Origin of the sequence: Pseudomonas sp. TH34, from assembly GCF_016650865.1 — a bacterium.
Taxonomy (GTDB): Bacteria; Pseudomonadota; Gammaproteobacteria; order Pseudomonadales; family Pseudomonadaceae; genus Aquipseudomonas; species Aquipseudomonas yamanorum.
This window is the reverse complement of record NZ_JAEKFB010000012.1, coordinates 1-21,276: the sequence shown is the minus strand read 5'-3', so window position 1 is coordinate 21,276 and position 21,276 is coordinate 1. Positions and strand designations below refer to the sequence as shown.

General features: G+C 61.5%; 18 protein-coding genes. 7 read left to right on the top strand and 11 right to left on the bottom strand.

Features of this window, described 5'->3' with window-relative positions; genetic code table 11:
- The first annotated feature begins 5 nt into the window (after positions 1 to 5).
- Positions 6 to 2,120, top strand: coding sequence for an autotransporter outer membrane beta-barrel domain-containing protein (locus tag JFU58_RS08360; protein WP_373568950.1), 2,115 nt, complete (start codon positions 6 to 8; stop codon positions 2,118 to 2,120).
- Positions 2,121 to 2,182: 62 nt separating this feature from the next.
- Here the strand turns inward: JFU58_RS08360 and JFU58_RS08355 are convergent, their stop codons facing one another.
- The 7 genes from JFU58_RS08355 to JFU58_RS08325 form a co-directional block, all read right to left on the bottom strand.
- Positions 2,183 to 2,623 (bottom strand): hypothetical protein, encoded by a 441-nt coding sequence (locus JFU58_RS08355; RefSeq protein ID WP_177027427.1) that lies wholly within the window; start codon positions 2,621 to 2,623, stop codon positions 2,183 to 2,185.
- A gap of 110 nt (positions 2,624 to 2,733) precedes the next feature.
- Positions 2,734 to 3,534 (bottom strand): hypothetical protein, encoded by an 801-nt coding sequence (locus tag JFU58_RS08350; protein ID WP_177027426.1) that lies wholly within the window; start codon positions 3,532 to 3,534, stop codon positions 2,734 to 2,736.
- Between the two features lie 129 nt (positions 3,535 to 3,663).
- Positions 3,664 to 4,269 (bottom strand): LysE family translocator, encoded by a 606-nt coding sequence (locus JFU58_RS08345; RefSeq protein ID WP_093209370.1) that lies wholly within the window; start codon positions 4,267 to 4,269, stop codon positions 3,664 to 3,666.
- Between the two features lie 54 nt (positions 4,270 to 4,323).
- Positions 4,324 to 5,163, bottom strand: a complete 840-nt coding sequence (locus JFU58_RS08340) for an AraC family transcriptional regulator (protein WP_093209373.1) — start codon at positions 5,161 to 5,163, stop codon at positions 4,324 to 4,326.
- A gap of 76 nt (positions 5,164 to 5,239) precedes the next feature.
- Entirely contained in the window at positions 5,240 to 5,881 is a 642-nt protein-coding gene (locus JFU58_RS08335) for a DUF1345 domain-containing protein (protein WP_017477410.1), read from the bottom strand.
- A gap of 53 nt (positions 5,882 to 5,934) precedes the next feature.
- Entirely contained in the window at positions 5,935 to 9,033 is a 3,099-nt protein-coding gene (locus JFU58_RS08330; protein ID WP_177027424.1) for an efflux RND transporter permease subunit, read from the bottom strand.
- A 17-nt stretch (positions 9,034 to 9,050) separates the two neighbouring features.
- Positions 9,051 to 10,208: an efflux RND transporter periplasmic adaptor subunit gene (locus JFU58_RS08325; protein ID WP_201140247.1), complete on the bottom strand. Its 1,158-nt coding sequence runs from the start codon at positions 10,206 to 10,208 to the stop codon at positions 9,051 to 9,053.
- A gap of 305 nt (positions 10,209 to 10,513) precedes the next feature.
- On the opposite strand from JFU58_RS08325, the gene JFU58_RS08320 reads away from it, so the two are divergent.
- The 4 genes from JFU58_RS08320 (at position 10,514) to nudC (ending at position 14,390) form a co-directional block, all read left to right on the top strand.
- Entirely contained in the window at positions 10,514 to 11,215 is a 702-nt protein-coding gene (locus JFU58_RS08320; protein WP_003214048.1) for a response regulator transcription factor, read from the top strand.
- A 3-nt stretch (positions 11,216 to 11,218) separates the two neighbouring features.
- Positions 11,219 to 12,514 (top strand): ATP-binding protein, encoded by a 1,296-nt coding sequence (locus JFU58_RS08315; protein WP_201140246.1) that lies wholly within the window; start codon positions 11,219 to 11,221, stop codon positions 12,512 to 12,514.
- Positions 12,515 to 12,737: 223 nt separating this feature from the next.
- Positions 12,738 to 13,550 (top strand): crotonase/enoyl-CoA hydratase family protein, encoded by an 813-nt coding sequence (locus tag JFU58_RS08310; RefSeq protein WP_093209382.1) that lies wholly within the window; start codon positions 12,738 to 12,740, stop codon positions 13,548 to 13,550.
- Between the two features lie 6 nt (positions 13,551 to 13,556).
- Positions 13,557 to 14,390 (top strand): NAD(+) diphosphatase, encoded by an 834-nt coding sequence (gene nudC, locus JFU58_RS08305; protein ID WP_063029560.1) that lies wholly within the window; start codon positions 13,557 to 13,559, stop codon positions 14,388 to 14,390.
- Here the strand turns inward: nudC and JFU58_RS08300 are convergent.
- The 3 genes from JFU58_RS08300 to JFU58_RS08290 all read right to left on the bottom strand — a co-directional run bounded on the left by JFU58_RS08300 (position 14,358) and on the right by JFU58_RS08290 (position 17,219).
- Positions 14,358 to 15,137, bottom strand: a complete 780-nt coding sequence (locus JFU58_RS08300; RefSeq protein WP_093209385.1) for a TSUP family transporter — start codon at positions 15,135 to 15,137, stop codon at positions 14,358 to 14,360. The genes nudC and JFU58_RS08300 overlap by 33 nt on opposite strands.
- Before the next feature lie 288 nt (positions 15,138 to 15,425).
- Complete coding sequence (pcsA, locus tag JFU58_RS08295; protein WP_063029564.1) at positions 15,426 to 16,142, bottom strand: phosphatidylcholine synthase; 717 nt, start codon at positions 16,140 to 16,142, stop codon at positions 15,426 to 15,428.
- Between the two features lie 150 nt (positions 16,143 to 16,292).
- Positions 16,293 to 17,219: a class I SAM-dependent methyltransferase gene (locus tag JFU58_RS08290; protein ID WP_201140245.1), complete on the bottom strand. Its 927-nt coding sequence runs from the start codon at positions 17,217 to 17,219 to the stop codon at positions 16,293 to 16,295.
- Positions 17,220 to 17,410: 191 nt separating this feature from the next.
- On the opposite strand from JFU58_RS08290, the gene mdeB reads away from it, so the two are divergent.
- Positions 17,411 to 20,089, top strand: a complete 2,679-nt coding sequence (gene mdeB / locus JFU58_RS08285; RefSeq protein ID WP_201140244.1) for an alpha-ketoglutarate dehydrogenase — start codon at positions 17,411 to 17,413, stop codon at positions 20,087 to 20,089.
- 122 nt (positions 20,090 to 20,211) lie between these two features.
- Here mdeB and JFU58_RS08280 read toward each other — a convergent pair whose 3' ends face one another.
- Positions 20,212 to 20,700 carry a DUF1289 domain-containing protein gene (locus JFU58_RS08280; protein ID WP_093209394.1) on the bottom strand — a complete coding sequence of 163 codons (489 nt, stop codon included), beginning with the start codon at positions 20,698 to 20,700 and terminating at the stop codon, positions 20,212 to 20,214.
- Positions 20,701 to 20,938: 238 nt separating this feature from the next.
- Here JFU58_RS08280 and JFU58_RS08275 point away from each other — a divergent pair, with 238 nt between their 5' ends.
- The gene (locus JFU58_RS08275) at positions 20,939 to 21,238 is read left to right on the top strand and encodes a putative quinol monooxygenase (protein ID WP_177072179.1); all 300 of its coding nucleotides are present in this window, start codon (positions 20,939 to 20,941) and stop codon (positions 21,236 to 21,238) included.
- Positions 21,239 to 21,276 lie beyond the last annotated feature (38 nt).

Here is a 21,276-nt window from a genome sequence, read left to right as displayed (position 1 = left end):
ACGACGTGCTCGACAGCTATACGTTGGAAAATGCCACACTCAACGTGATAGAGGGACGCACCGAGAGCGTCTATGCCGCCCGCTCCAACCTGAACCTGAGCGAGTCGAGTACCGTCCTCGGCACCGTTGTTGCGCAGGCGGGCTCGAACGTCAATGTGGACTCCAGTCGCGTTGTGGCGCAGGGTGATTTCAATTCGGGAATCACGCTGTACAGCAGTAATGCGTTGATCAATGGCAGCGTGATTTCCAGTGCCGACTACCATGGGTTGGTGGTCAATCGTTTCTCAGGCTCCACCGTGGGTTCCAGCGCGACCGTCAATGACAGCGTGGTTTCCGGGGCTACCGGTGGCGCGGTGGTCGGAGGCCATAGCGTGCTGAACCTGGACCGCAGCATCCTGCAGGGTATAGACGCTGGCAGTTTCGGTTTGCAGTTGCAGGGCGCAGAGGCCCATGCCCGCCAAAGTGTCATCACGGGCGGCCTCAATGGTGTAGTCCTGACGAATGAACCCCGTAGTGTGCTTGCCAATAGCTTGGTACTGGACAATACCCACGTGACCGGCGAAACCGGTGCGGCGATTGTGGTGAGAGGTCTGTCGGGTAGAGGGGCCAATGCAACGATTGAGGTGCTCAATGGCTCGACACTGTCCGGTGGCAACGGCAACCTCCTTGAGGTCAAGGATGGGTCTTCGGCCACGGTACGGGTCGACAACAGCCAACTGATGGGCAACGTGATTGTTGAGTCGGGCAGTATCACACACCTGGACTTGCAGAACCGCGCCGCGTTGACCGGTCGCCTGGAAAATGTTTCGTCGTTGAGTATCGGTAGCCAGTCGCTGTGGGACATGACCGGCAACAGCCAGGTCGGCGCATTGAACCTGTCGGACGGGATGATCAGGTTTGGTGCGAGTGACGCCTTTTACCAGTTGGACCTGGCCAGCCTGTCCGGTAACGGCACGTTTGTGATGGGCACCGATTTTGCTCGGGGCTTGACCGACTTCCTCAACATCACGGGTTCCGCCAGCGGCAACCATCAATTGCTGCTATCCAGCAGCGGCGTCGAGCCGGTCAGTGCGAGTGAGGTGCGTATTGTGCATACCGGTGGCGGTGATGCGCAGTTTTCGCTGGTAGGCGGTGCGGTCGATGTGGGGGCGTGGTCCTATGGGCTCAAGCAAGACGGCAACGACTGGTTCCTCGACCCGTCGTCGCGGGTCATCAGCCCTGGCACCCGCTCGGTACTGGCGCTGTTCAATGCCGCACCGACTGTGTGGTATGGCGAGCTGTCCTCTCTGCGTAGCCGCATGGGTGAATTGCGTCACAACGGTGCCGAGTCCGGCGGATGGGTCCGCAGTTATGGCAACAAGTACGAGGCGAAAGGCGGTGCAGGCAATGGCTACACGCAATCGCAACGCGGTTTTTCCCTCGGTGCGGATATGCCGGTGATGGACAGTCCATGGCTGTTGGGGGTCATGGCCGGTCATAGCGAATCAGATCTGGATGTTGGCCGTGGAACGTCGGGCACTATCAAAAGTTACTACGTTGGTGCCTACGCCACCTGGATGGACGAAGACAGTGGCTACTACTTTGACGGTGTGGCCAAGGTGAACCACCTGCGCAATGACTCCAAGGTGGGGTTGAGCGATGGCACACAGGCTAAGGGTGACTACGCTACTAATGCCTTGGGTGTTTCGGCAGAGGTCGGGCGTAATATCAGGTTAGATGATGGGTTCTTCGTTGAACCGTTTGCCCAAGCGTCGGTGATGACTGCCAAGGGCAAGAGCTACCAACTGGATAACGGGATGCAGGCCAAGGGCGATCACACCCACTCGGTCCTGGGTAAATTGGGGGTGACTGTCGGCCGTGATTTTGTGCTCGATAGCGGTAGCGTTGTACAGCCTTACTTGCGCGGTGCGGTCGCTCATGAATTTGCCAAGAACAACAAGGTGTCGGTGAATAACCAGGCGTTCAATAACGATCTCTCGGGCAGCCGTGCGGAATTCGGTGCGGGGGTTGCGGTGTCCTTGTCCCAGAACCTGCAGTTGCATGCCGACTTTGAACATGCGAAAGGCAAGCGTATTGATCAGCCCTGGGGTGCCAACGTGGGCGTGCGTTATAGCTGGTAATCAACAATGCCCTGGATCAAGTGATAAAAAAATGCCCCGGTTTCCGGGGCATTTTTTGTGGGTCAAACATTGAACAGGATTTGCATACGCTGCTCCTGCCCGCCGACGTCAACGTAGTAAACGTCCAAGGCACCACTGACATGGTTGGTTTGCTCGTTATGGATAAACTCGATCGTGCCGCGCTCGGCTGTATAAGCGGGAGGTGGCGCGTCATTGAGCTCCATATAAATAACCGAAAAACGCTCGTCGGATTCGTCGGGCCTCAGGGTGTACCGGCCGGAGGGCAATGTTTCCCGATCCGCCAGATACTTGAAAACAACGATTCGCCGGCGGTTGCCAATGCCTAAATCCCGCTGAGTGGCCTCAACCCACCAATAATCGGATTTGAGTTCATGTTTGGGGAAGTCGTCCTTGAACGCCTGAGTCGCGATCGTTCCCTGGAAGTAAACTTGGGCAGTGGATCGGCTGTTTTCACTTACCGCAGATGCAGTTGCAGTACTCATGGTTATAGTCTCCCGCTATCGTCAATAAATGTCCTGTGATGGGATCATTACCCACTTGGGACAAGCCTGTTAAATACGACGGTCTACGTTTGCCTCGTTTGCACGCGCTTTCATTCCATTGCTTTTATTGAAATATTGTCGACGACCAGAAAAGTAATGCCCTGTATTTGCAGCGTCATGTCATGAACCCCGGCGGGGGTGGTGAATAAGTAGGTGTATGTGTCCCAGCCTCCCTCTCCGCGTAACTCGAGCTCAGGTACGTGATCGGGGGCTATATGAAACTTTACAAGCCCATGGCCGCCGGTTGGCGTTTGCGCATCGATAGAGAAGACAAGCGCCTGCCCGGGAACGACCCTGATGTCCTGCTCGATATAAGCGCCGAGATTCAGCTGACACCGTTGATCGTGGAAGGTCGCCAAATTGGGCGGCGGTGACGAAGTCCATTCATCGCTGTTGCGTGAGAAGTCCCCGTTACGGATCAACTCAATCGGTATGGTCGTGCCTTCTTCCTCCACCAGCCTGACGTTATCGAACCAGACGTCCCCCGACGTTCCTGTCAATTGCACGGTTGCGCTGACAGTGCCTGTGGGAGGCGTGAACGTTAATGACTGACGCAACCAGCCTTGATTGCCGGACATCGATATTGACTCATTCACCCCCGAAGGCTGAAAAACCACCGTTATGGAGCCCGTACCTCTGTAAGTAATCAGCGTAAACAGGCTGAGGGTATAGGCCGTTGCGTCAACCACCCGCACCGTTTGCTCGGCCATTCCTTGAGTTCTGACGATGCAACTGCGTTGGGAAAAATCCACCCTGCCGGGAAGTGTCGCGGTGGCTGTCCAGTGGGTTCCATGGTCGATAAAGTTTCCATTCAGGATCAGGTTCTTATTTAACGGAACGGGTGGTGACATGGCGTGCTCCCGCAGGTCCTGATACCCGGCCTGGCCCGTGCTTTTTGACAAGTGGCTTTATTCAGCGCCATTAACGCCTTGCCCACAACTGTCAGAATTCACAGGTTTGCTCGCCATTCGTCGCCTTTTCTATGCCACCGCTAAAACGCTCAGCCAGGCGGAGCCGAACAACAGCAACGCCATGCCTTGGTTAAAACGCCGCATGGCCTTGATCGAGCGAAACACCCGGCTCGACCCCACCCCCAGCAGAGCCCACACCCCCAGGCACGGCAACGAAATCATAAAAAACGCCAACGACAGGTACAGCACATGGCTCTGGCGCGCCTCACCGTTGCCAGCAAACACACTGACCACCGCCAGGGCCATCATCCAGGTCTTGGGGTTGATCAATTGCAGGCTGGCGGCACCCGCCAGGCCCAGGCGTTTTTGCGGGGTGTTCGGGTCGATGGCTTCGGCCGGGGCGCGGAAGATCTGCCAGGCCAGATAGCTGAGCCAGGCCACGCCCACCCATTGCATCGCGGCCTGCACTCTGGGCAATTGCGCCAGCGACTGGCCCACGCCCGAGCCCACCAGCAACACAATCCCCGCCGCGCCCATACAAGCACCCAATACGATAGGCAATGCAGCCTTGAGCCCATAACGCGCGCTGTTGCTCAACACCAGGATATTGGTCGGGCCGGGGGTGATGGAGGCGACGAAGGCGAATAACAGAAAGGGCAGCAGGGTAGGGAACATAGTGGTGTGACTCCAATCAGCAAGGCAATGGAGTCGATCTTCACAAGCGGCCCGCTACCTGTCTGGAAGATTTGAGCAGCGCTTGCGGTACGCCGCCGGTGTCATGCCATAGGCCCGCACAAACCAGCGGCCCAAATGGCTTTGGTCTGCAAAGCCCAGGCTGCTGGCGACCTCGGCAGGTTGTTCGCCCTTGGCCAGCAAATGGCGGGCACGGGCCAGGCGCAGTTGCACCAGATAGGCATGGGGCGGCAGGCCGAAGGCGCTCTTGAAGGCACGGGTCAGGCGGAAGCGGTCTACGCCGGTTGCCAGGGCCAACTCATCCATGCCGACGTCCTGATGCAGATGGGCGTGCAGGTACTCGCGGGCCTTATGGGCCACCAGAGGCAGGCGCGGGTCCTGGTGATAGCGCTGGCGCCAGTGCAACTGGCCGGTCAGGCGTTCCAGCAAGTAGTCGAGGGCGTGTTGGCGCACGATGCGCAGCTCGCCGTCGTGCAGGCTTTGAAACGCCTGGCTGGTGGCAAGCGCCAGGCGAGGATCGCTGGCAAGGGTGGTGGCAAACCCCAGCTGACTGTTGGCCGGGGCTTCCTCGAACACCGCCGCCACTTCCCGCTGCAACCACTGCGGGTCGAGGTACAGCATGCGGTAGGTAAACCCGGCTTCGGTGGGGGCGTGGCCATCATGGATTTCCCCTGGCTCCAGCAGAAATACCTTGCCGGGGGTGCTTTGGTGCCGGGTGCTGCGGCAATTGAATTGCTGCACGCCTTGCTCCGTGACGCCCACCAGGTAGCTGTCGTGCCAGTGCGGATCGTAGGCATGGCCCTCGAAATGCGCACGCAGGGTCTCGATGCCGGTGTCGGCGTCCTGGGACAGGTCGATCCAGTTATGGGCGGTCATAAAGCACCGATGACAGGTAAACGTTGTCGCCAGTTAGCGCGCCCGGGCGGGCGCTCGTCTAGAAGTTTTGTGCAGCTCAACCAAACAGCCCGGCGGCAATGTTGATCGAGAACCCCAGAATCGCCGTATTGAACAGAAATCCGATCAACGATTGCCCCAGCACCACCTTGCGCATGGTGCGCGTGGCAACCCCGACATCCGCGGTTTGCACCGCCACGCCGATGGTGAACGAGAAGTACAGGAAGTCCCAGTAATTGGGAGTGCGCAAATCCTCGGCAAAACGCAACGCCGGCTCCGGGCCGTCCCAGGTGTAATACAGCCGCGCGTAGTGCACGCTGAAAATCACCCCGATCAGCAACCATGAGCCCACCACCGTCAGGCCGGTAAAGCCGTAGTGCAACAGGCGTTGGCTATCGCTCAGGTCCTTGGTGCCCACCAGGTTCAAGGTGATGGTCGCCAGGCTGGCAATCGCCGCGATGCACACCATGAACAGCACCAGGCCGGCGTTCTCGTCCTCGATCTCGGCGATGCGTTTTACATCGTCGGCGCGAGAGTGGCTGGTCAGCCAGAGCATCAGCACCAGGTAGGTCCAGACGCCTGCGTTCCAGCCGATGAGGATTTTGCTGATGATCGTATCGGCCGGAGCCAGGAGGCCCACCGCCAGGCCCAATACGGCGGCGGTGGACAGGCGAGGGTGGGTGCGGGCGAGGAAGGGCATGGGAACTCGATGGGCCAGGGTTTGCGTTACCTTAGCCCACCTGAGTCCTTTGTTCAGCTGTCTTTGTGGCGCTTTTTCACCAGCTTCATCACCACCACGAAGAACACCGGCACAAACACCACTGCCAGCGTCGCGGTAACCATCCCGCCGATCACCCCGGTGCCGATCGCCTGCTGGCTCGCCGAGCTGGCACCGGTAGCGATCGCCAGAGGCACCACGCCGAGGATGAACGCCAGGGACGTCATGATGATCGGCCGCAGACGCAGGCGTGCAGCCTTGAGCGTGGCATCGATCAGGTCTTCGCCCTGGTCATACAGGTCCTTGGCGAACTCGATGATCAGGATCGCGTTCTTTGCCGACAGGCCGATGATGGTAATCAGGCCGACCTTGAAGAACACATCGTTGGGCATCCCGCGCAAGCTCACGGCCAATACCGCGCCGAGCACGCCGAGGGGCACCACCAGCAACACCGAGGTCGGAATCGACCAACTCTCATACAAGGCCGCCAGGCACAGGAAGACGATCAGCAGCGACAAGCCGAGCAACAGCGGTGCCTGGGAGCCGGACAAGCGCTCCTGCAACGACAGGCCAGTCCATTCCTGGCCGAGGCCCGCAGGCAACTGGCTGACCAGGCGCTGAATCTCTTCCATCGCCTCGCCCGTACTGTGGCCCGGCGCCGATTCACCGGAAATCGCGATGGCCGGATAGCCGTTATAACGCGTCAACTGGGCAGGGCCCTGGATCCAGCGCGCTTCGACGAAGGCCGACAGCGGCACCATCTTCCCGGCGTTGTTGCGCACATGGATTTTCATCAGGTCCGCCACCTGGCTACGCTGATCACCTTCGGCCTGCACCACCACCCGCTGCATGCGGCCCTGGTTGGGGAAGTCGTTGATATAGGCCGAGCCGATGGCCGAGGACAGCACGTTGCCGATGTCGGCAAAGGAAATGCCCAGGGCGTTGGCTTGCTTGCGGTCAACTTCCAGCTGCACCTGAGGCGCCTCGGCCAGGGCGCTTTCACGCACGTTGGCCAGGATCGGGCTTTTCTCGGCGGCGGCCAGCAGTTCGGTACGGGCCTCCATCAATGCGGCATGGCCCACGCCACCCCGGTCTTGCAGGCGGAACTCGAAACCACTGGAAGTGCCCAGGCCATCTACCGGCGGCGGCAGGATCGCGTAGGCGATCGCATCCTTCAGCTCGGTAAAGGCCGCGTTGGCACGGTCTGCAATGGCGGCGGCGGAATCCTTGCTGCTGCGTTCCGACCAATCCTTGAGCGTGGTAAATGCCAGCGCCGCGTTCTGCCCCGAGCCGGAGAAGCTGAAGCCCATGATCATCGTGGTATCGCCCACACCCGGCTCGCCGGCGTTATGCGCCTCGATCTGCTCGGCCACCTGCACCGTGCGGTTCTTGCTCGCACCCGGCGGCAGTTGGATGTCGGTGATGGTGTAGCCCTGGTCTTCCACCGGCAGGAAGGAGGAGGGCAGGCGGGCGAACAACACCCCAAGACCCACCACCAGCACCAGATAGATCAGCAGGTAGCGGCCACTGCGCTTGAGGGCGTAGGCCACCCAGCCTTCATAGCGGTCGGTGAACTGCTCGAAGCGCCGGTTGAACCAGCCGAAGAAGCCGCCTTTTTCATGGTGCTCGCCCTTGGCAATCGGCTTGAGCAAGGTGGCGCACAGGGCCGGGGTCAAGGTAAGGGCGAGGAACGCCGAGAACAGGATCGAGGTGGCCATCGACAACGAGAACTGCTGATAGATCACGCCCACCGAACCCGGCATGAACGCCATCGGCAGGAACACCGCCACCAGCACCAGCGTGATGCCGACAATCGCCCCGGTAATCTGGCCCATGGCCTTGCGCGTAGCCTCTTTGGGCGACAGGCCCTCGGTGACCATGATCCGCTCGACGTTCTCCACCACCACAATCGCATCGTCCACGAGGATACCGATGGCCAGCACCATGCCGAACATGGTCAGCACGTTGATCGAGAAGCCCAGCAACAGCATGGTGGCGAAAGTACCCATCAAGGCGATCGGCACCACCAGCGTCGGGATCAGCGTGTAGCGGATGTTTTGCAGGAACAGGAACATCACCGCAAACACCAGCAACATCGCCTCGCCCAGGGTATACACCACCTTGGTGATCGAGACCTTCACGAACGGCGAAGTGTCGTACGGGATCTTGTACTCGACGTTGGCCGGGAAGTAGCGCGCCAGTTCGTCCATCTTCGCCCGCACCAGGGTCGCGGTGCTCAAGGCGTTGGCCCCCGGCGACAATTGCACGCTGACCGCAGTGGACGGCTTGCCGTTCAGGCGGGTGGAGAACTGGTATTCCTGGCTGCCGATTTCCACCCGTGCCACGTCACCGACGCGCACGGTTGAACCGTCCGGATTGGCCTTGAGCACGATGTCGGCAAATTCAGCCGGGGTCGACAGCTGGCCTTTCACTAGGATCGACGCGGTGATTTCCTGAGTCTTGGTGCCCGGCAAATCACCGATGCTGCCCGCCGACACCTGGGCGTTCTGCGCCGCGATGGCCGCGTTGACGTCCGCGGGGGTCAGGTTGAAACCAATCAGCTTCTGCGGGTCGATCCAGATTCGCATTGCACGCTCGGCGCCGTACAGCTGGGCCTTGCCCACGCCGTCCAGGCGCTTGAGTTCGTTCATCACGTTGCGCGCCAGGTAATCGCTGAGCGCCACGTCATCGAGCTTGCCGTCGCTGGAGGTCAGGGTGACCAGCAGCAGGAAGCCGGCGGAAACTTTCTCCACCTGCAAGCCTTGCTGCGTCACGGCTTGGGGCAGACGCGGCTCCACGGCCTTGAGACGGTTTTGCACGTCAACCTGGGCCATCTCCGGGTCGGTGCCCGGCTGGAAGGTCGCGGTGATGGTGGCCGAACCGAGGCTGCTCTGGGATTCGAAATACAGCAGGTGATCGGCGCCGTTAAGCTCTTGCTCGATCAGGCTGACCACGCTTTCGTCCAGGGTTTGCGCAGAGGCACCCGGGTACACGGCGTAGATCTCGACTTTCGGCGGCGCGACGTTGGGGTACTGCGCCACCGGCAACTGCGGGATGGCGAGGGCGCCGGCCAGCAGGATAAACAGGGCGACCACCCAGGCGAAGATCGGGCGGTCAATAAAGAACTGCGGCATTGTGAACTATCCCTTTCTTACTGGCCGGATACCTGGGCGATTGGCGCGGGGCTGTCGTCAACCTGGACTTTTTCGCCAGGGCGGGCGTGTTGCAGGCCTTCGACGACGATACGGTCACCAGCCTTGAGGCCGCTGTTGACCACCCAGCGGTCATTGACCACCGAGCCCAGTTCCACCGGTTGCTGGCTCACGGTTTGCTCGGCGTCCAGCAGCAACACCATCGGAATCCCGGCGCTGTCGCGGGTGATCGCCCGTTGCGGCACGCTGATGCCTTGCTGGTCGACGGCTTGCTCCAGGCGTACGCGGATAAAGCTGCCGGGCAGCAGGTCGAGGTCCGGGTTGGGGAATTCGCTGCGCAAGATGATCTGCCCGGTGCCCGGGTCGACGCTGATCTCGGCGAACAGCAACTTGCCCGGCAGCGGGTACAGGCTGCCGTCATCCTGGATCAGCGTGGCCTTGGCCTGGTCCTGGCCGACTTGCGTCAAGTGCCCGGCGCGGAAGGCTCGGCGCAGGTCATTCAGCTCGCGGGTGGATTGGGTCAGGTCGGCGTGGATCGGGTCCAGTTGCTGGATCAGCGCCATTGGCGTGGCTTCGTTCTGGCCCACCAGGGCGCCTTCGGTCACCAGCGCGCGGCCGATGCGTCCGGAAATCGGCGCGGTGACCGTGGCATAGCCCAGGTTCAACTTGGCCCGCTGTACGGCAGCCTGGTTGGCGGCCACATCGGCTGCGGTTTGCCGGGCGGCGGCGCGGGCGTTGTCGTATTCCTGGCCGCTGATGGCGTTGCCTTCCACCAGTTGGCTGTAGCGCTGCTCTTGCAGGCGTGCCTGGAACGCATTGGCCTCGGCCTTGCGCAGGCTGGCCTGGGCGCTGTCGAGGTCGGCCTTGAACGGCGCCGGGTCTATCCGGAACAGCACATCGCCCTGTTTCACGTCGTGACCTTCCTTGAACACCCGCTGCAACACCACGCCGGCCACCCGGGCGCGCACTTCGGCGATGCGCGGCGCGGCAATGCGCCCGCTCAGTTCGCTGGTGATGGACAGGGGCTTGGCTTCAAGGGTTTCGATCCGCACCTTGGCCAGCGGTGCCTCGGCAGCTTCGTCCGCCGGCTTGCCACACGCGCTCAGCGCCAGTGTCAGGGCCAACAGGCAAAACGGCGCAAACAGATTCTTCGACATGCTCATATCCCAATATTGACTGGCGCATCCTACGGTCGCCCCCGCCACAGTGCTGTGAAGCTCTGTAGGTGGTGTGTGAAGAAATGTAAGGTGCGGCCCACAGATGCACGCGGGCGTATATCCTTCATAACCGCCGAACCTTACACGATCTTCCTGACACCGAAGATCAAATGTGGGAGCGGGCTTGCTCGCGAAAGCCGTGTTTCAGTTAACGCATACGGCGCCTGACACACCGCTTTCGCGAGCAAGCCCGCTCCCACATTGGATTTGCGTACTACTCAGAAATTGTATTATTTGGAAATACCATGCCCAACATTCTTCTGGTGGAAGACGACGCCGCGCTCTCCGAATTAATCGCCAGTTATCTGGAACGCAACGGCTATCACGTCAGCGTGCTCAGCCGTGGCGACCATGTGCGTGAGCGCGCGCGGCTCAATCCACCGGACCTGGTGATCCTCGACCTGATGCTGCCGGGCCTCGACGGCCTGCAAGTCTGCCGGTTGCTGCGGGCCGACTCGGCCACGCTGCCGATCCTGATGCTTACCGCTCGGGACGACAGCCACGACCAGGTGCTCGGCCTGGAAATGGGCGCCGACGACTACGTCACCAAACCCTGCGAGCCCCGGGTATTGCTGGCCCGTGTACGGACCCTGCTGCGCCGCAGCAGCCTCACCGAACCCCAGGTGGCCAACGACCAGATCCTGATGGGCAATCTGTGCATCGACTTGTCGGAACGCACCGTGACCTGGCGCGACCAGCCGGTTGAGCTGTCCAGCGGTGAATACAACCTGCTGGTGGTGCTGGCCCGGCACGCCGGCGAAGTGCTCAGCCGCGACCAGATCCTGCAACGCCTGCGAGGCATCGAATTCAACGGCACCGACCGCTCGGTGGACGTGGCGATCTCCAAGCTGCGGCGCAAGTTCGATGACCACGCAGGCGAGGCGCGCAAGATCAAGACCGTGTGGGGCAAGGGTTACCTGTTCAGCCGTTCCGAGTGGGAATGCTGAGCCATGTTTCGCGTCCTGATTCGGCTGTACCTGATCACCATCGTCACCTTCGCCGCCGCGATCTACCTGGTTCCGCGGGCGGTGATCCAGCTGTTTGAACACCGTTACATGAGCTACAACATCGAGCAGTCCCGGGGGATGCAAAGCCTGATCGTCAAGGAATACCAGCGGGTGCCGGTGGAGCAGTGGGCCAATGTCACCGTGCGTCTGTCGGCGGATTTTGCCCCGCTCAAGGTGCAACTGCTGCGCATCCAGGACGCCAGCTACACCCCGGAAGAGCAGCGCCTGCTCGAAAAGAACCAGATGGTGGTGCGCCTGGGGGAGTGGGGCTGGGCGGACGACGTCAGTTCACCCCTGGACGACCAGTTGGTGGTCAAGGTCTCGGTCCCGCCGGACCCGCTGGACATGAACCTGTTGTACTGGAGCATGAACGTGCTGATCGGCGCGGCGCTGCTGGCGTGCCTGCTGGTCTGGCTACGGCCCCACTGGCGCGACCTGGAACGCCTGAAAAACACCGCCGCGCAACTGGGGCAAGGCAACCTTGCGGCCCGCACAAAAATCCCCCCCAGCTCCAACATCGGCAGCCTGGCGGCGGTGTTCGACACCATGGCCAACGACATCGAACAGTTGCTCAATCAACAGCGTGATTTGCTCAATGCGGTCTCCCATGAACTGCGTACGCCACTGACCCGCCTGGACTTCGGCCTGGCCCTGGCGCTGTCCGACGACCTACCTGCGGCCAGCCGCGAGCGCCTGCAGGGGCTGGTGGCGCACATTCGTGAGCTGGACGAGCTGGTGCTGGAGCTGCTGTCTTACAGCCGCCTGCAAAACCCGGCGCAAACACCCGAGCAGGTGGAAGTGGTGCTGGATGAGTTCATCGACAGCATCCTGGGCAGCGTCGACGACGAGCTGGAAAACCCGGATATCGTGATGGATGTGGTGCTGGATTGCGCGGTGGAGCGCTTCACCCTGGACCCGCGCCTGACCGCCCGGGCCCTGCAAAACCTGCTGCGCAACGCCATGCGCTATTGCGAGCGGCGGATTCAGGTGGGCGTGAAGGTGTGCCCCAAGGGCTGTGAGATCTGGGTGGACGATGACGGCATTGGTATTCCGGTCGATCAGCGGGAGCGGATCTTCGAGCCGTTCTACCGGCTGGACCGCAGCCGTGACCGCGCCACCGGCGGGTTTGGACTGGGCTTGGCCATCAGCCGGCGGGCGCTGGAGGCCCAGGGCGGAACCCTTACGGCAGAAGCCTCGCCGTTGGGCGGCGCCCGGTTCCGGCTCTGGCTGCCGAGCTGAAGAACACCACAAAACCATTGTGGGAGCTGGCTTGCCTGCGATAGCGGTGGGTCAGCTTGCATCGTTGTTGACTGATACTCCGCCATCGCAGGCAAGCCAGCTCCCACATGTGATCTTCATCGGTCTTCAGTCCCGCTTTTGGCGCATGCACAGCCTTACCTGCCGTCACACACCCTTGATATAGTTCGGCCCTTATTCCAGCCGCCAGTCAAGGATCACTGCCATGTCCGAATACCAAGCCTTTGTCGTCGAACTCAGCGGCAACGTCGCCCATGTGCAGCTCAACCGCCCGGAAAAGATCAACGCGATGAACGCAGCGTTCTGGACCGAGATCATCGACATCTTCCAATGGGTCGAAGACACCGACGCGGTGCGTGCCGTAGTCATCAGTGGTGCCGGCAAGCATTTCTCCTCCGGCATCGACCTGATGATGCTGGCCTCGGTGGCCAACGAATTCGGCAAGGACGTAGGCCGTAACGCGCGTCTGCTGCGGCGCAAGATCCTCGAACTGCAAGCTTCCTTCAACGCCGTCGACACCTGCCGCAAGCCGGTGCTCGCCGCGATCCACGGCTACTGCATCGGCGGCGCCATCGACCTGATCAGCGCCTGTGACATGCGCTACGCCGCCGAAGACGCGCAATTCTCCATCAAGGAAATCGATATCGGCATGGCCGCCGACGTCGGCACCCTGCAACGCCTGCCGCGCATCGTCGGCGACGGCATGCTGCGCGAGCTGGCCTACACCGGCCGCCAGTTCGGTGCCGAAGAGGCCCGCAGCATCGGCCTGGTGAATCGCGTGTACAGCGATCACCAGAGCCTGCTGGCCGGCGTGATGGACATCGCCCGGGAAATTGCTGCCAAATCCCCTATCGCGGTCACCGGCACCAAGGCGATGATCAGCTACATGCGCGACCACACGATCAATGACGGCCTGGAATACGTTGCCACCTGGAACTCAGCTATGTTGCAATCCAACGACCTGCGCGTGGCCATCGCGGCCCATATGAGCAAGCAGAAACCCGACTTCGTGGATTGACTGAACATGACCCCAGGCTGGATTACCACAACGCTGCTGGACAACGACGCCCCGGGCGGCTGGGCCGTGGCCCGCAGCCGTGAAGGCTTTTTACACGACCAGAACGGCCCGCTGTTTCCCCGGGAATGGCTCAAGCGCCAGGACCTCTCGGTGTTTGCCGAGCACGGCATCGGCCATCTGGACGGCGAGCCGGTGTACCTGCTGGAGCTCAATAGCCCAGCCGATGTACCGGGTTGCGGCTGGCAGGGCCTGCGGGCGTTCATGCTGCAAGGCGACCACACGCTGTACAAAGTTCTCGGCTACGCCGCGCAAATCGGCACCTGGGCCCGTGAACACCGCTTCTGCGGCAGCTGCGGCCAGGCGATGGTGCAGGTGCCACGGGAGCGGGCGATGTTCTGCCAGGCCTGTGACCTGCGCAGCTACCCGCGTATCTCGCCGAGCATGATCGTGCTGGTGACCCGTGGCGACGAGATCCTGCTGGCCCGTTCGCCGCGCTTTGTCACAGGCGTCTACAGCACCCTGGCGGGGTTTGCCGAGCCGGGTGAGTCGGCCGAGGACTGCCTGATTCGCGAAGTGCGTGAAGAAGTGCAGGTGGAGGTCAGGAACATCCAGTACATGGGCAGCCAGTGCTGGCCGTTCCCGCACTCGATGATGCTGGGCTTTCACGCCGAGTACGCCGGCGGCGACATCGTGCCCCAGGCCGACGAGATCGAAGACGCGCAGTGGTTCAATATCCATGAGCTGCCGCCGTTGCCGGCGTCCCGCTCGATTGCGCGCTACCTGATCGACCTCTACCTGGCCCGTCGCTTAGGCCACGCTGAACCAGTGCTGCCAGGCTAGGCGCACCGTCAGGCCGAGCACGACGGTGATGAACACCGGGCGAATGAACTTGGCGCCGCCGCTGATGGCGCTGCGTGCGCCAAAGAACGCGCCGCACATCACCGATATGCCCATGCACAGGCCGACAATCCAGTCCACCGAGCCATTGAAAATGAACACCGTCAGCGCCGCCGCGTTGCTGACGAAGTTCATGCTGCGCGCCACGCCACTGGCCTTTACCAGGTCGATGGGGTGCAACAGCATGGTGCTCACGGTCCAGAAGGCCCCGGTGCCGGGGCCGGCCACGCCATCGTAGAAGCCCAGGCCGAAGCCTTGGGTGGATTGCCATTTCTTCTTGATCGGCGCGTCGTTATCCAGCGCCGCCTTGGGCGTGCCGCCGAACAGCAAATACAAACCGCAGCCGAACACAATCACCGGGAGCATCTTGTTCAGGGTTTCGGCGGGCAGGTAATGGGCGACGACGGCGCCGGTGAGTGCGCCGATCAGCGTGCCGACGATGGCATGCACCCACTGGCGCGGATGAAACAGCTTGCGCCGGTAGAAGGTAAAGCTGGCGGTGGCCGAGCCGAAGGTGGAGCTGAGTTTGTTGGTGCCCAGCACCAGGTGGGGCGGCATGCCGGCAGTCAGCAGGGCAGGCGTGGTGAGCAGGCCGCCACCGCCGGCGATGGCGTCGATGAAACCGGCGATAAAGGCAACCACGGCGAGGATCGCCAGGGTGGTGAGGTCAACGCTGAGTTCGAAGGGCATGGGCAAGACTTAGTCGGCAAGGCGCAGCAAGGGCTGCGCGAAAGGCCGGTATCTTACCGATTAGCGTGTGGGCCTGCGACTATGATCGTTCCCACGCTCTGCGTGGGAATGCCGTATTGGACGCTCCGCGTCCTGCTGCCGCAAGGGTGACGCAGAGCGTCATGGGATGAATTCCCAATGTGGGAGCGGGCTTGCTCGCGAATGCGGTGGATCAGCCACTCTATCCGGTGACTGACACTGCGCATTCGCGAGCAAGCCCGCTCCCACATTTCAACCGTGCCCGCTTGGCTATTTATGTGTTTCGACCCACTCCAGTGCGGTACGCCAGATGCAAATCCCCAGGAAGTACGCCGACATCAGCAACCACAGGCCCAGGGTCAGGCGATTGGTGTACGGGAAATCGATCACCAGCAGCAGGCTGCACAGCAACCAGATAGTGGTCACTGCGATATTGAGCGGCATGAAGCGCTTGACCCGGAACGGGTGCAGGAACTTCATCGGCGTGACGGTCAACAGCGCCAGGACGATCACGGTGAGCAAGGTGATCCAGGCATCCGGCTGGATGATGTAGACGCACAGCGCGACCACGTTCCAGGCGGCGGGGAAGCCCTGGAAGTAATTGTCCTTGCTCTTCATGTTGACGTTGCAGAAGCAGAACAGCGACGACACCAGAATCACCGACACCGTAAACAACGGGGTGAAGTCCGGCAGGGCGATATAGCGATAGATAAACAACGCCGGAATAAACACGTACGTCAGGTAATCAATCACCAGGTCCAATACCGAGCCGTCGAAGCTTGGCAGCACCGTTTGCACGTTCACTCGTCGCGCGAGGGAGCCGTCCACCCCGTCCACGATCAGGGCCAGGCCCAGCCACAACAGGCAGGCCTTGGGCTGGTTGTCGAGCAGTGCCAGGGTGGCCAGGAAGGCCAGTACTACGCCGGTCGCGGTAAAACCGTGGGCGCCCCAGGCCTTGAGACGGGCTACATGCAGGGTCGATATCACAGGGGCGTTCTCCAAAATGGTGAAACAGGGCAGCCGACGGGGTAACACCGTCGAATCTGGCCAGAGTGTGCAGGTATCGACCGGGAAGGGTGGGATAAGGTTCACCACCCGGCGTAATGGTAAGCGTAGCAAGCGTAGGACGTTTCGGCATCAGCCTTGGCGAAACACCAACGCTTTTAAGCCGCTTTGCGGGTCGATATCGGGAAATTCCGGCGGGTTTTCCAGCCGCTGCTCAAAGCGCAGGCCAGGCGCTTCGCGGGTTACGCCGTCGATCAGGAAGTCTTCGCCGAACGCCGGGTCGTTCATGCACGCCAGTACTGTGCCTTGAGCCGTGAGCAAATCCGGCAGGCGGCGCAGTACGCGCTGGTAGTCTTTGGTCAGCAGGAAACTGCCTTTCTGGAACGAGGGCGGGTCGATGATTACCAGGTCGTACGGGCCACAGTTGGTGACCTTGGCCCAGGACTTGAACAGGTCGTGGCCGAGGAAGGTCACCTTGCTCAGGTCATGGCCGTTCAGGCGGTGATTGTCGCGACCACGGCTCAGTGCGCCACGGGCCATGTCCAGGTTCACCACATGCTCGGCGCCGCCTTCGATGGCGGCCACGGAAAACCCGCAGGTGTAGGCGAACAGGTTCAACACCCGCAGGCCTTGAGCCTGTTCACGCACCCAGTTGCGGCCATAACGCATGTCGAGGAACAGCCCGCTGTTCTGTTTTTTGCCCAGGTCGATCAGGTAACGCAGCCCGCCCTCGGTGATGGTCAGTTCGTCAACGGCCTCGCCCAGCAGCCACTCGGTGGTGCTTTGCGGCAGGTAACGGTGTTGCAGCGCCACGGTGTGAGCGCCGTAGGACGACCAGTCGATCTGCACCAGCATCTGCTTCAACGCTTCAAGCTCCGCAGCTTCAGGCTCCTTGAACAGCGAGACCAGCACCACCCCTTGCAGCCAATCCACCGTCAATTGCTCCAGGCCCGGCCAGCAGCGGCCACGCCCGTGAAACAGGCGCCGGGTCTCGGCGGGGACGGTTTGCAGGGCGGTCAGCAAATGGGTGTGCAGGGTGGCGAGTGCGTCTGGGGTCATTGGGCAGCGTCGGTCATTGAGCGGGCGGCATTTTAAACACAATTGCGGGGTTTTCGGGGCTTGAAGCACAACGTGCTTTGAATTGGTCGATTGGCAGTGATTTGTGCTCAAAAGGATGCGAGAGGCTGCGTATAACAGTCAAAAAATCCCCTGGCGCCGACATAAACTGGAAAAAAAGCCCGGAGGTGCCCATGAACGGTTTCGCGAGTGCAGTGAGTCAGACAGCGATGGACCAGGAAGAACTGGCCGAATGGCGCGATGCCCTGGCCTCCCTGGTGGCCAATGCCGGACCGGAGCGGGCGCGAGAGATCCTCGACATGCTGGCTGAGGCCGGCGGCGGACCGCACATCGCCTGGAAACCCCGGCACGGCACGCCCTATATCAACAGCATCGCCGTGGAGCAGCAACCGCCGTTCCCCGGCGACCTGGCCACCGAAGAGCGCCTGGCCTCGGTGGTGCGCTGGAACGCGCTGGCCATGGTGGTACGCGCCAACCAGGCCTATGGCGAGCTGGGCGGGCATATCGCCAGCTACGCCAGTGCGGCGGATTTGTTTGAGGTAGGCTTCAACCACTTTTTCCGTGCCCGCAACGACAGTTTCGGCGGCGACCTGGTGTTCTACCAGCCGCACTCCGCCCCGGGCATCTATGCCCGCGCCTTCCTTGAAGGCCGCCTGAGCGAGGCTGACCTGGCCCACTATCGCCAGGAAATCGGTGCCGGCAAGGTGGGCGCCCGTGGCCTGTCCAGCTATCCCCATCCGTGGTTGATGCCGGACTTCTGGCAATTTCCCACCGGCTCCATGGGCATTGGCCCCATCAGCTCGATTTTCCAGGCGCGGTTTATGCGCTACCTGCAGCATCGCGGCCTGCAGGACACCACCGACCGCCACGTGTGGGGCGTGTTCGGCGATGGCGAGATGGACGAGCCGGAAAGCATGTCGGCCCTGACCCTGGCCGCCCGTGAAGGCCTGGATAACCTGACCTGGGTGGTCAACTGCAACCTGCAACGGCTCGACGGCCCGGTGCGGGGCAACGGGCGAATTATCGACGAGTTGGAAGCCTTGTTCGCCGGTGCCGGCTGGAACGTGATCAAGCTGGTCTGGGGCTCGGACTGGGATGCCTTGCTGGCCAAGGATGCTGACGGCTCGCTGGTACGCACCTTGTCGCAGACCGTGGACGGACAGTTCCAGACCTTCGCCGCCAAGGACGGCGCCTACAACCGCGAACACTTCTTCGGCCAAAGCGAGGCGCTGTCCAAACTGGTTGAAGGCATGAGCGACGAGCAGATCGACCGCCTCAAGCGCGGCGGCCATGACATGGTCAAGATCCATGCCGCCTATCACGCCGCACGCCGGGTCACTGGCAAGCCGACGGTGATCCTGGCCCAGACCAAAAAGGGCTTCGGCATGGGCGAGGCCGGGCAGGGCAAGATGACCACTCACCAGCAGAAGAAGCTCGACCGCGATGCCTTGATCGCCTTCCGCAATCGCTTCCAGTTGCCGCTGTCGGATGAGCAGGCCGAGTCCCTGAGCTTCTACAAGCCGGCCGAAGACAGCCTCGAAATGCGCTACTTGCACCAACGCCGTGCCACCCTCGGCGGGTATGTGCCGAGCCGTGGCCAGCAGGCGCCTGCGGTGAGCGTTCCGCCGGTGTCGGGTTACGGCGCATTTGCCACCCAGGCGGACGGCAAGGAAATGTCCACCACCATGGCCTTTGTGCGCATGCTCACTAACCTGCTCAAGGACAAGGCCCTCGGCCCGCGCATCGTGCCCATCGTCGCCGATGAGGCGCGCACCTTTGGCATGGCCAACCTGTTCAAGCAGATCGGCATCTATTCCAGTGTCGGCCAGCGCTACGAGCCGGAAGACATTGGCTCGATCCTCAGCTACCGCGAGGCCACCGACGGGCAGATCCTTGAAGAAGGCATCAGCGAAGCCAGCGCCATCAGCTCCTGGGTAGCGGCGGCCACCAGCTATTCGGTGCATGGCCTGCGGATGCTGCCGTTTTACATCTACTACTCGATGTTCGGTTTCCAGCGCGTCGGCGACCTGATCTGGGCCGCCGCCGACCAGCGTGCCCGTGGCTTCCTGCTGGGCGCCACCGCCGGGCGCACCACCCTGGGCGGCGAAGGCTTGCAGCACCAGGATGGCAGCAGCCACCTGACCGCTGCCACCGTGCCCAATTGCCGCGCCTACGACCCGGCGTTTGCCGGTGAATTTGCGGTGATCCTCGACCACGGCATGCGCCAGATGCTGGAGCACGATGTGGACGAGTTCTACTACGTGACCCTTATGAACGAAAACTACCCGCAGCCGAGCCTGCCGGAAGGTGTCGAAGCGGCTATCATCAAAGGCATGTACCGGCTTAGCGGGCAGCCCGATGGCAAGGTTCGCTTGCTCGGCTCGGGCACGCTGGTGCGTGAAGCCCAGGCAGCGGCGCAATTGCTGGCGGACGATTGGCAGATTGAAGCTGAAGTCTTCAGTGTCACCAGCTTCAGCGAACTGGCCCGAGACGCCCGGGAAGTGGAACGCTGGAATCGCCTGCATCCGCAACAACCGGTGCGGCACAGCCATCTGGCGGCCTGTTTGCCAAAGGGCGCGCCGGTGTTGGCGGTTTCTGACTATGTAAGGGCGGTGCCGCAGATGATTGGGTCGTACGTGGATTCGGCGTACACCGTGCTGGGGACGGATGGTTTTGGTCGCAGCGATACCCGGGCCGCGTTGCGGGATTTCTTCGAGGTGGACCGCCATCACATCGTGCTGGCGGCACTGACGGCGTTGGTGGAGCAGGGGAGTCTGGAGCGGGGCGTGTGTCAGCAGGCGATCGAGCGGTACGCATTGCAGACCGATCGCGAGCCGTCTTGGGCCTCCTGAGCGAAGAAGATCAAATGTGGGAGCTGGCTTGCCTGCGATAGCGGCGGGTCAGCTTGCATCTTTTTTGACTGATACACCGCCATCGCAGGCAAGCCAGCTCCCACATTTTTTCGTGGTGTGGCTTAGAGCGTGGCTATCAACGGCGCCCCAAACGACTCCCGCAGAAACCCCGGCGCGATATACCGCTCGTAATGCGCCTCGGACAACAGAAAAAACTCCCGGTCAATCGCATCCCGCAAATCCGCCAGACTTCGCTCGCGAAACTCCGGCAACAGCGCCAACCCATACGCATCCAGCTTCGAAATCACCCGCGCGCCCCGGGCAATCAACTGGTACGCCCAACAATACGGCGACTGGTGGGGCACAAACCGGATCTTGCGGTCTTCCAGTTGCTGGCGCAAACGCTGCGGGTCCAGCACCTGCAGCTTGCTGGTCATCACCTGCACCAGCAGGTGTTCCAGGCGCAACCACACCGCCTGTTTCTCCTCGGCGTTGTAGCCGTTCCACTGAATCACTTCATGGTGATAACGCTTGCAACCCCGGCACACCAGGTCTCCGTAGACGGTGGAGCACAGGCCGACGCAGGGTGTCTTGATGGTTTGATTGGGCATAAATAACGACTGCTTTTCTAATCAAGAAAACGTGGGTTCATTTTCAATCCGGGGATGAAAGTGTTAGCGCGTTTTGTCGGTTCTTCTTTGTGGCTGAGCGAGTAAAGATGGTCGCATTCCACACGGAGTACCCATCATGAAAACCACCCTGAAACCCCTGGGATACTGGCTCTGCGCAGTGATGATTGCTGTCGCGAGCAGCGTATCCGCAAACCCGCCTTCTAACGGAGTTACCGTCATGAACACGCCGCTGGTATCGATCGCAGTCCTCAAGGCCAAACCCGGTAAACAACAGGCGCTCAAGGAAGGCTTGTTGTCGCTGGTGGAGCCTACGCGGACGGAACCCGGGAACCTTGACTATGTGCTGTTTGAACTGCGGGACGAACCCGGCACGTTCTACATGCGCGAAGCCTTCAAGGACCAGGCGGCACTCGATGCGCATTTTGCGACGCCGTACTTTCAGCGGTTTGCCGCAACGGCGGATGATTTGCTCAGCGAGCCATTGAAGCTGATATTTCTTGAGCAAGTCTCGCACTGAACATTGCCTCTGGGCCGCCGTTCAGCGGCCCAGAGCCG

Bases quoted from the DNA above. Each gene is read 5' to 3' on its own strand.
- JFU58_RS08355 (WP_177027427.1), bottom strand. From the start codon at position 2,623: ATGAGTACTGCAACTGCATCTGCGGTAAGTGAAAACAGCCGATCCACT.
- JFU58_RS08350 (WP_177027426.1), bottom strand. From the start codon at position 3,534: ATGTCACCACCCGTTCCGTTAAATAAGAACCTGATCCTGAATGGAAAC.
- JFU58_RS08345 (WP_093209370.1), bottom strand. From the start codon at position 4,269: ATGTTCCCTACCCTGCTGCCCTTTCTGTTATTCGCCTTCGTCGCCTCC.
- JFU58_RS08340 (WP_093209373.1), bottom strand. From the start codon at position 5,163: ATGACCGCCCATAACTGGATCGACCTGTCCCAGGACGCCGACACCGGC.
- JFU58_RS08335 (WP_017477410.1), bottom strand. From the start codon at position 5,881: ATGCCCTTCCTCGCCCGCACCCACCCTCGCCTGTCCACCGCCGCCGTA.
- JFU58_RS08330 (WP_177027424.1), bottom strand. From the start codon at position 9,033: ATGCCGCAGTTCTTTATTGACCGCCCGATCTTCGCCTGGGTGGTCGCC.
- JFU58_RS08325 (WP_201140247.1), bottom strand. From the start codon at position 10,208: ATGTCGAAGAATCTGTTTGCGCCGTTTTGCCTGTTGGCCCTGACACTG.
- JFU58_RS08320 (WP_003214048.1), top strand. From the start codon at position 10,514: ATGCCCAACATTCTTCTGGTGGAAGACGACGCCGCGCTCTCCGAATTA.
- JFU58_RS08315 (WP_201140246.1), top strand. From the start codon at position 11,219: ATGTTTCGCGTCCTGATTCGGCTGTACCTGATCACCATCGTCACCTTC.
- JFU58_RS08310 (WP_093209382.1), top strand. From the start codon at position 12,738: ATGTCCGAATACCAAGCCTTTGTCGTCGAACTCAGCGGCAACGTCGCC.
- nudC (WP_063029560.1), top strand. From the start codon at position 13,557: ATGACCCCAGGCTGGATTACCACAACGCTGCTGGACAACGACGCCCCG.
- JFU58_RS08300 (WP_093209385.1), bottom strand. From the start codon at position 15,137: ATGCCCTTCGAACTCAGCGTTGACCTCACCACCCTGGCGATCCTCGCC.
- JFU58_RS08290 (WP_201140245.1), bottom strand. From the start codon at position 17,219: ATGACCCCAGACGCACTCGCCACCCTGCACACCCATTTGCTGACCGCC.
- mdeB (WP_201140244.1), top strand. From the start codon at position 17,411: ATGAACGGTTTCGCGAGTGCAGTGAGTCAGACAGCGATGGACCAGGAA.
- JFU58_RS08280 (WP_093209394.1), bottom strand. From the start codon at position 20,700: ATGCCCAATCAAACCATCAAGACACCCTGCGTCGGCCTGTGCTCCACC.
- JFU58_RS08275 (WP_177072179.1), top strand. From the start codon at position 20,939: ATGAACACGCCGCTGGTATCGATCGCAGTCCTCAAGGCCAAACCCGGT.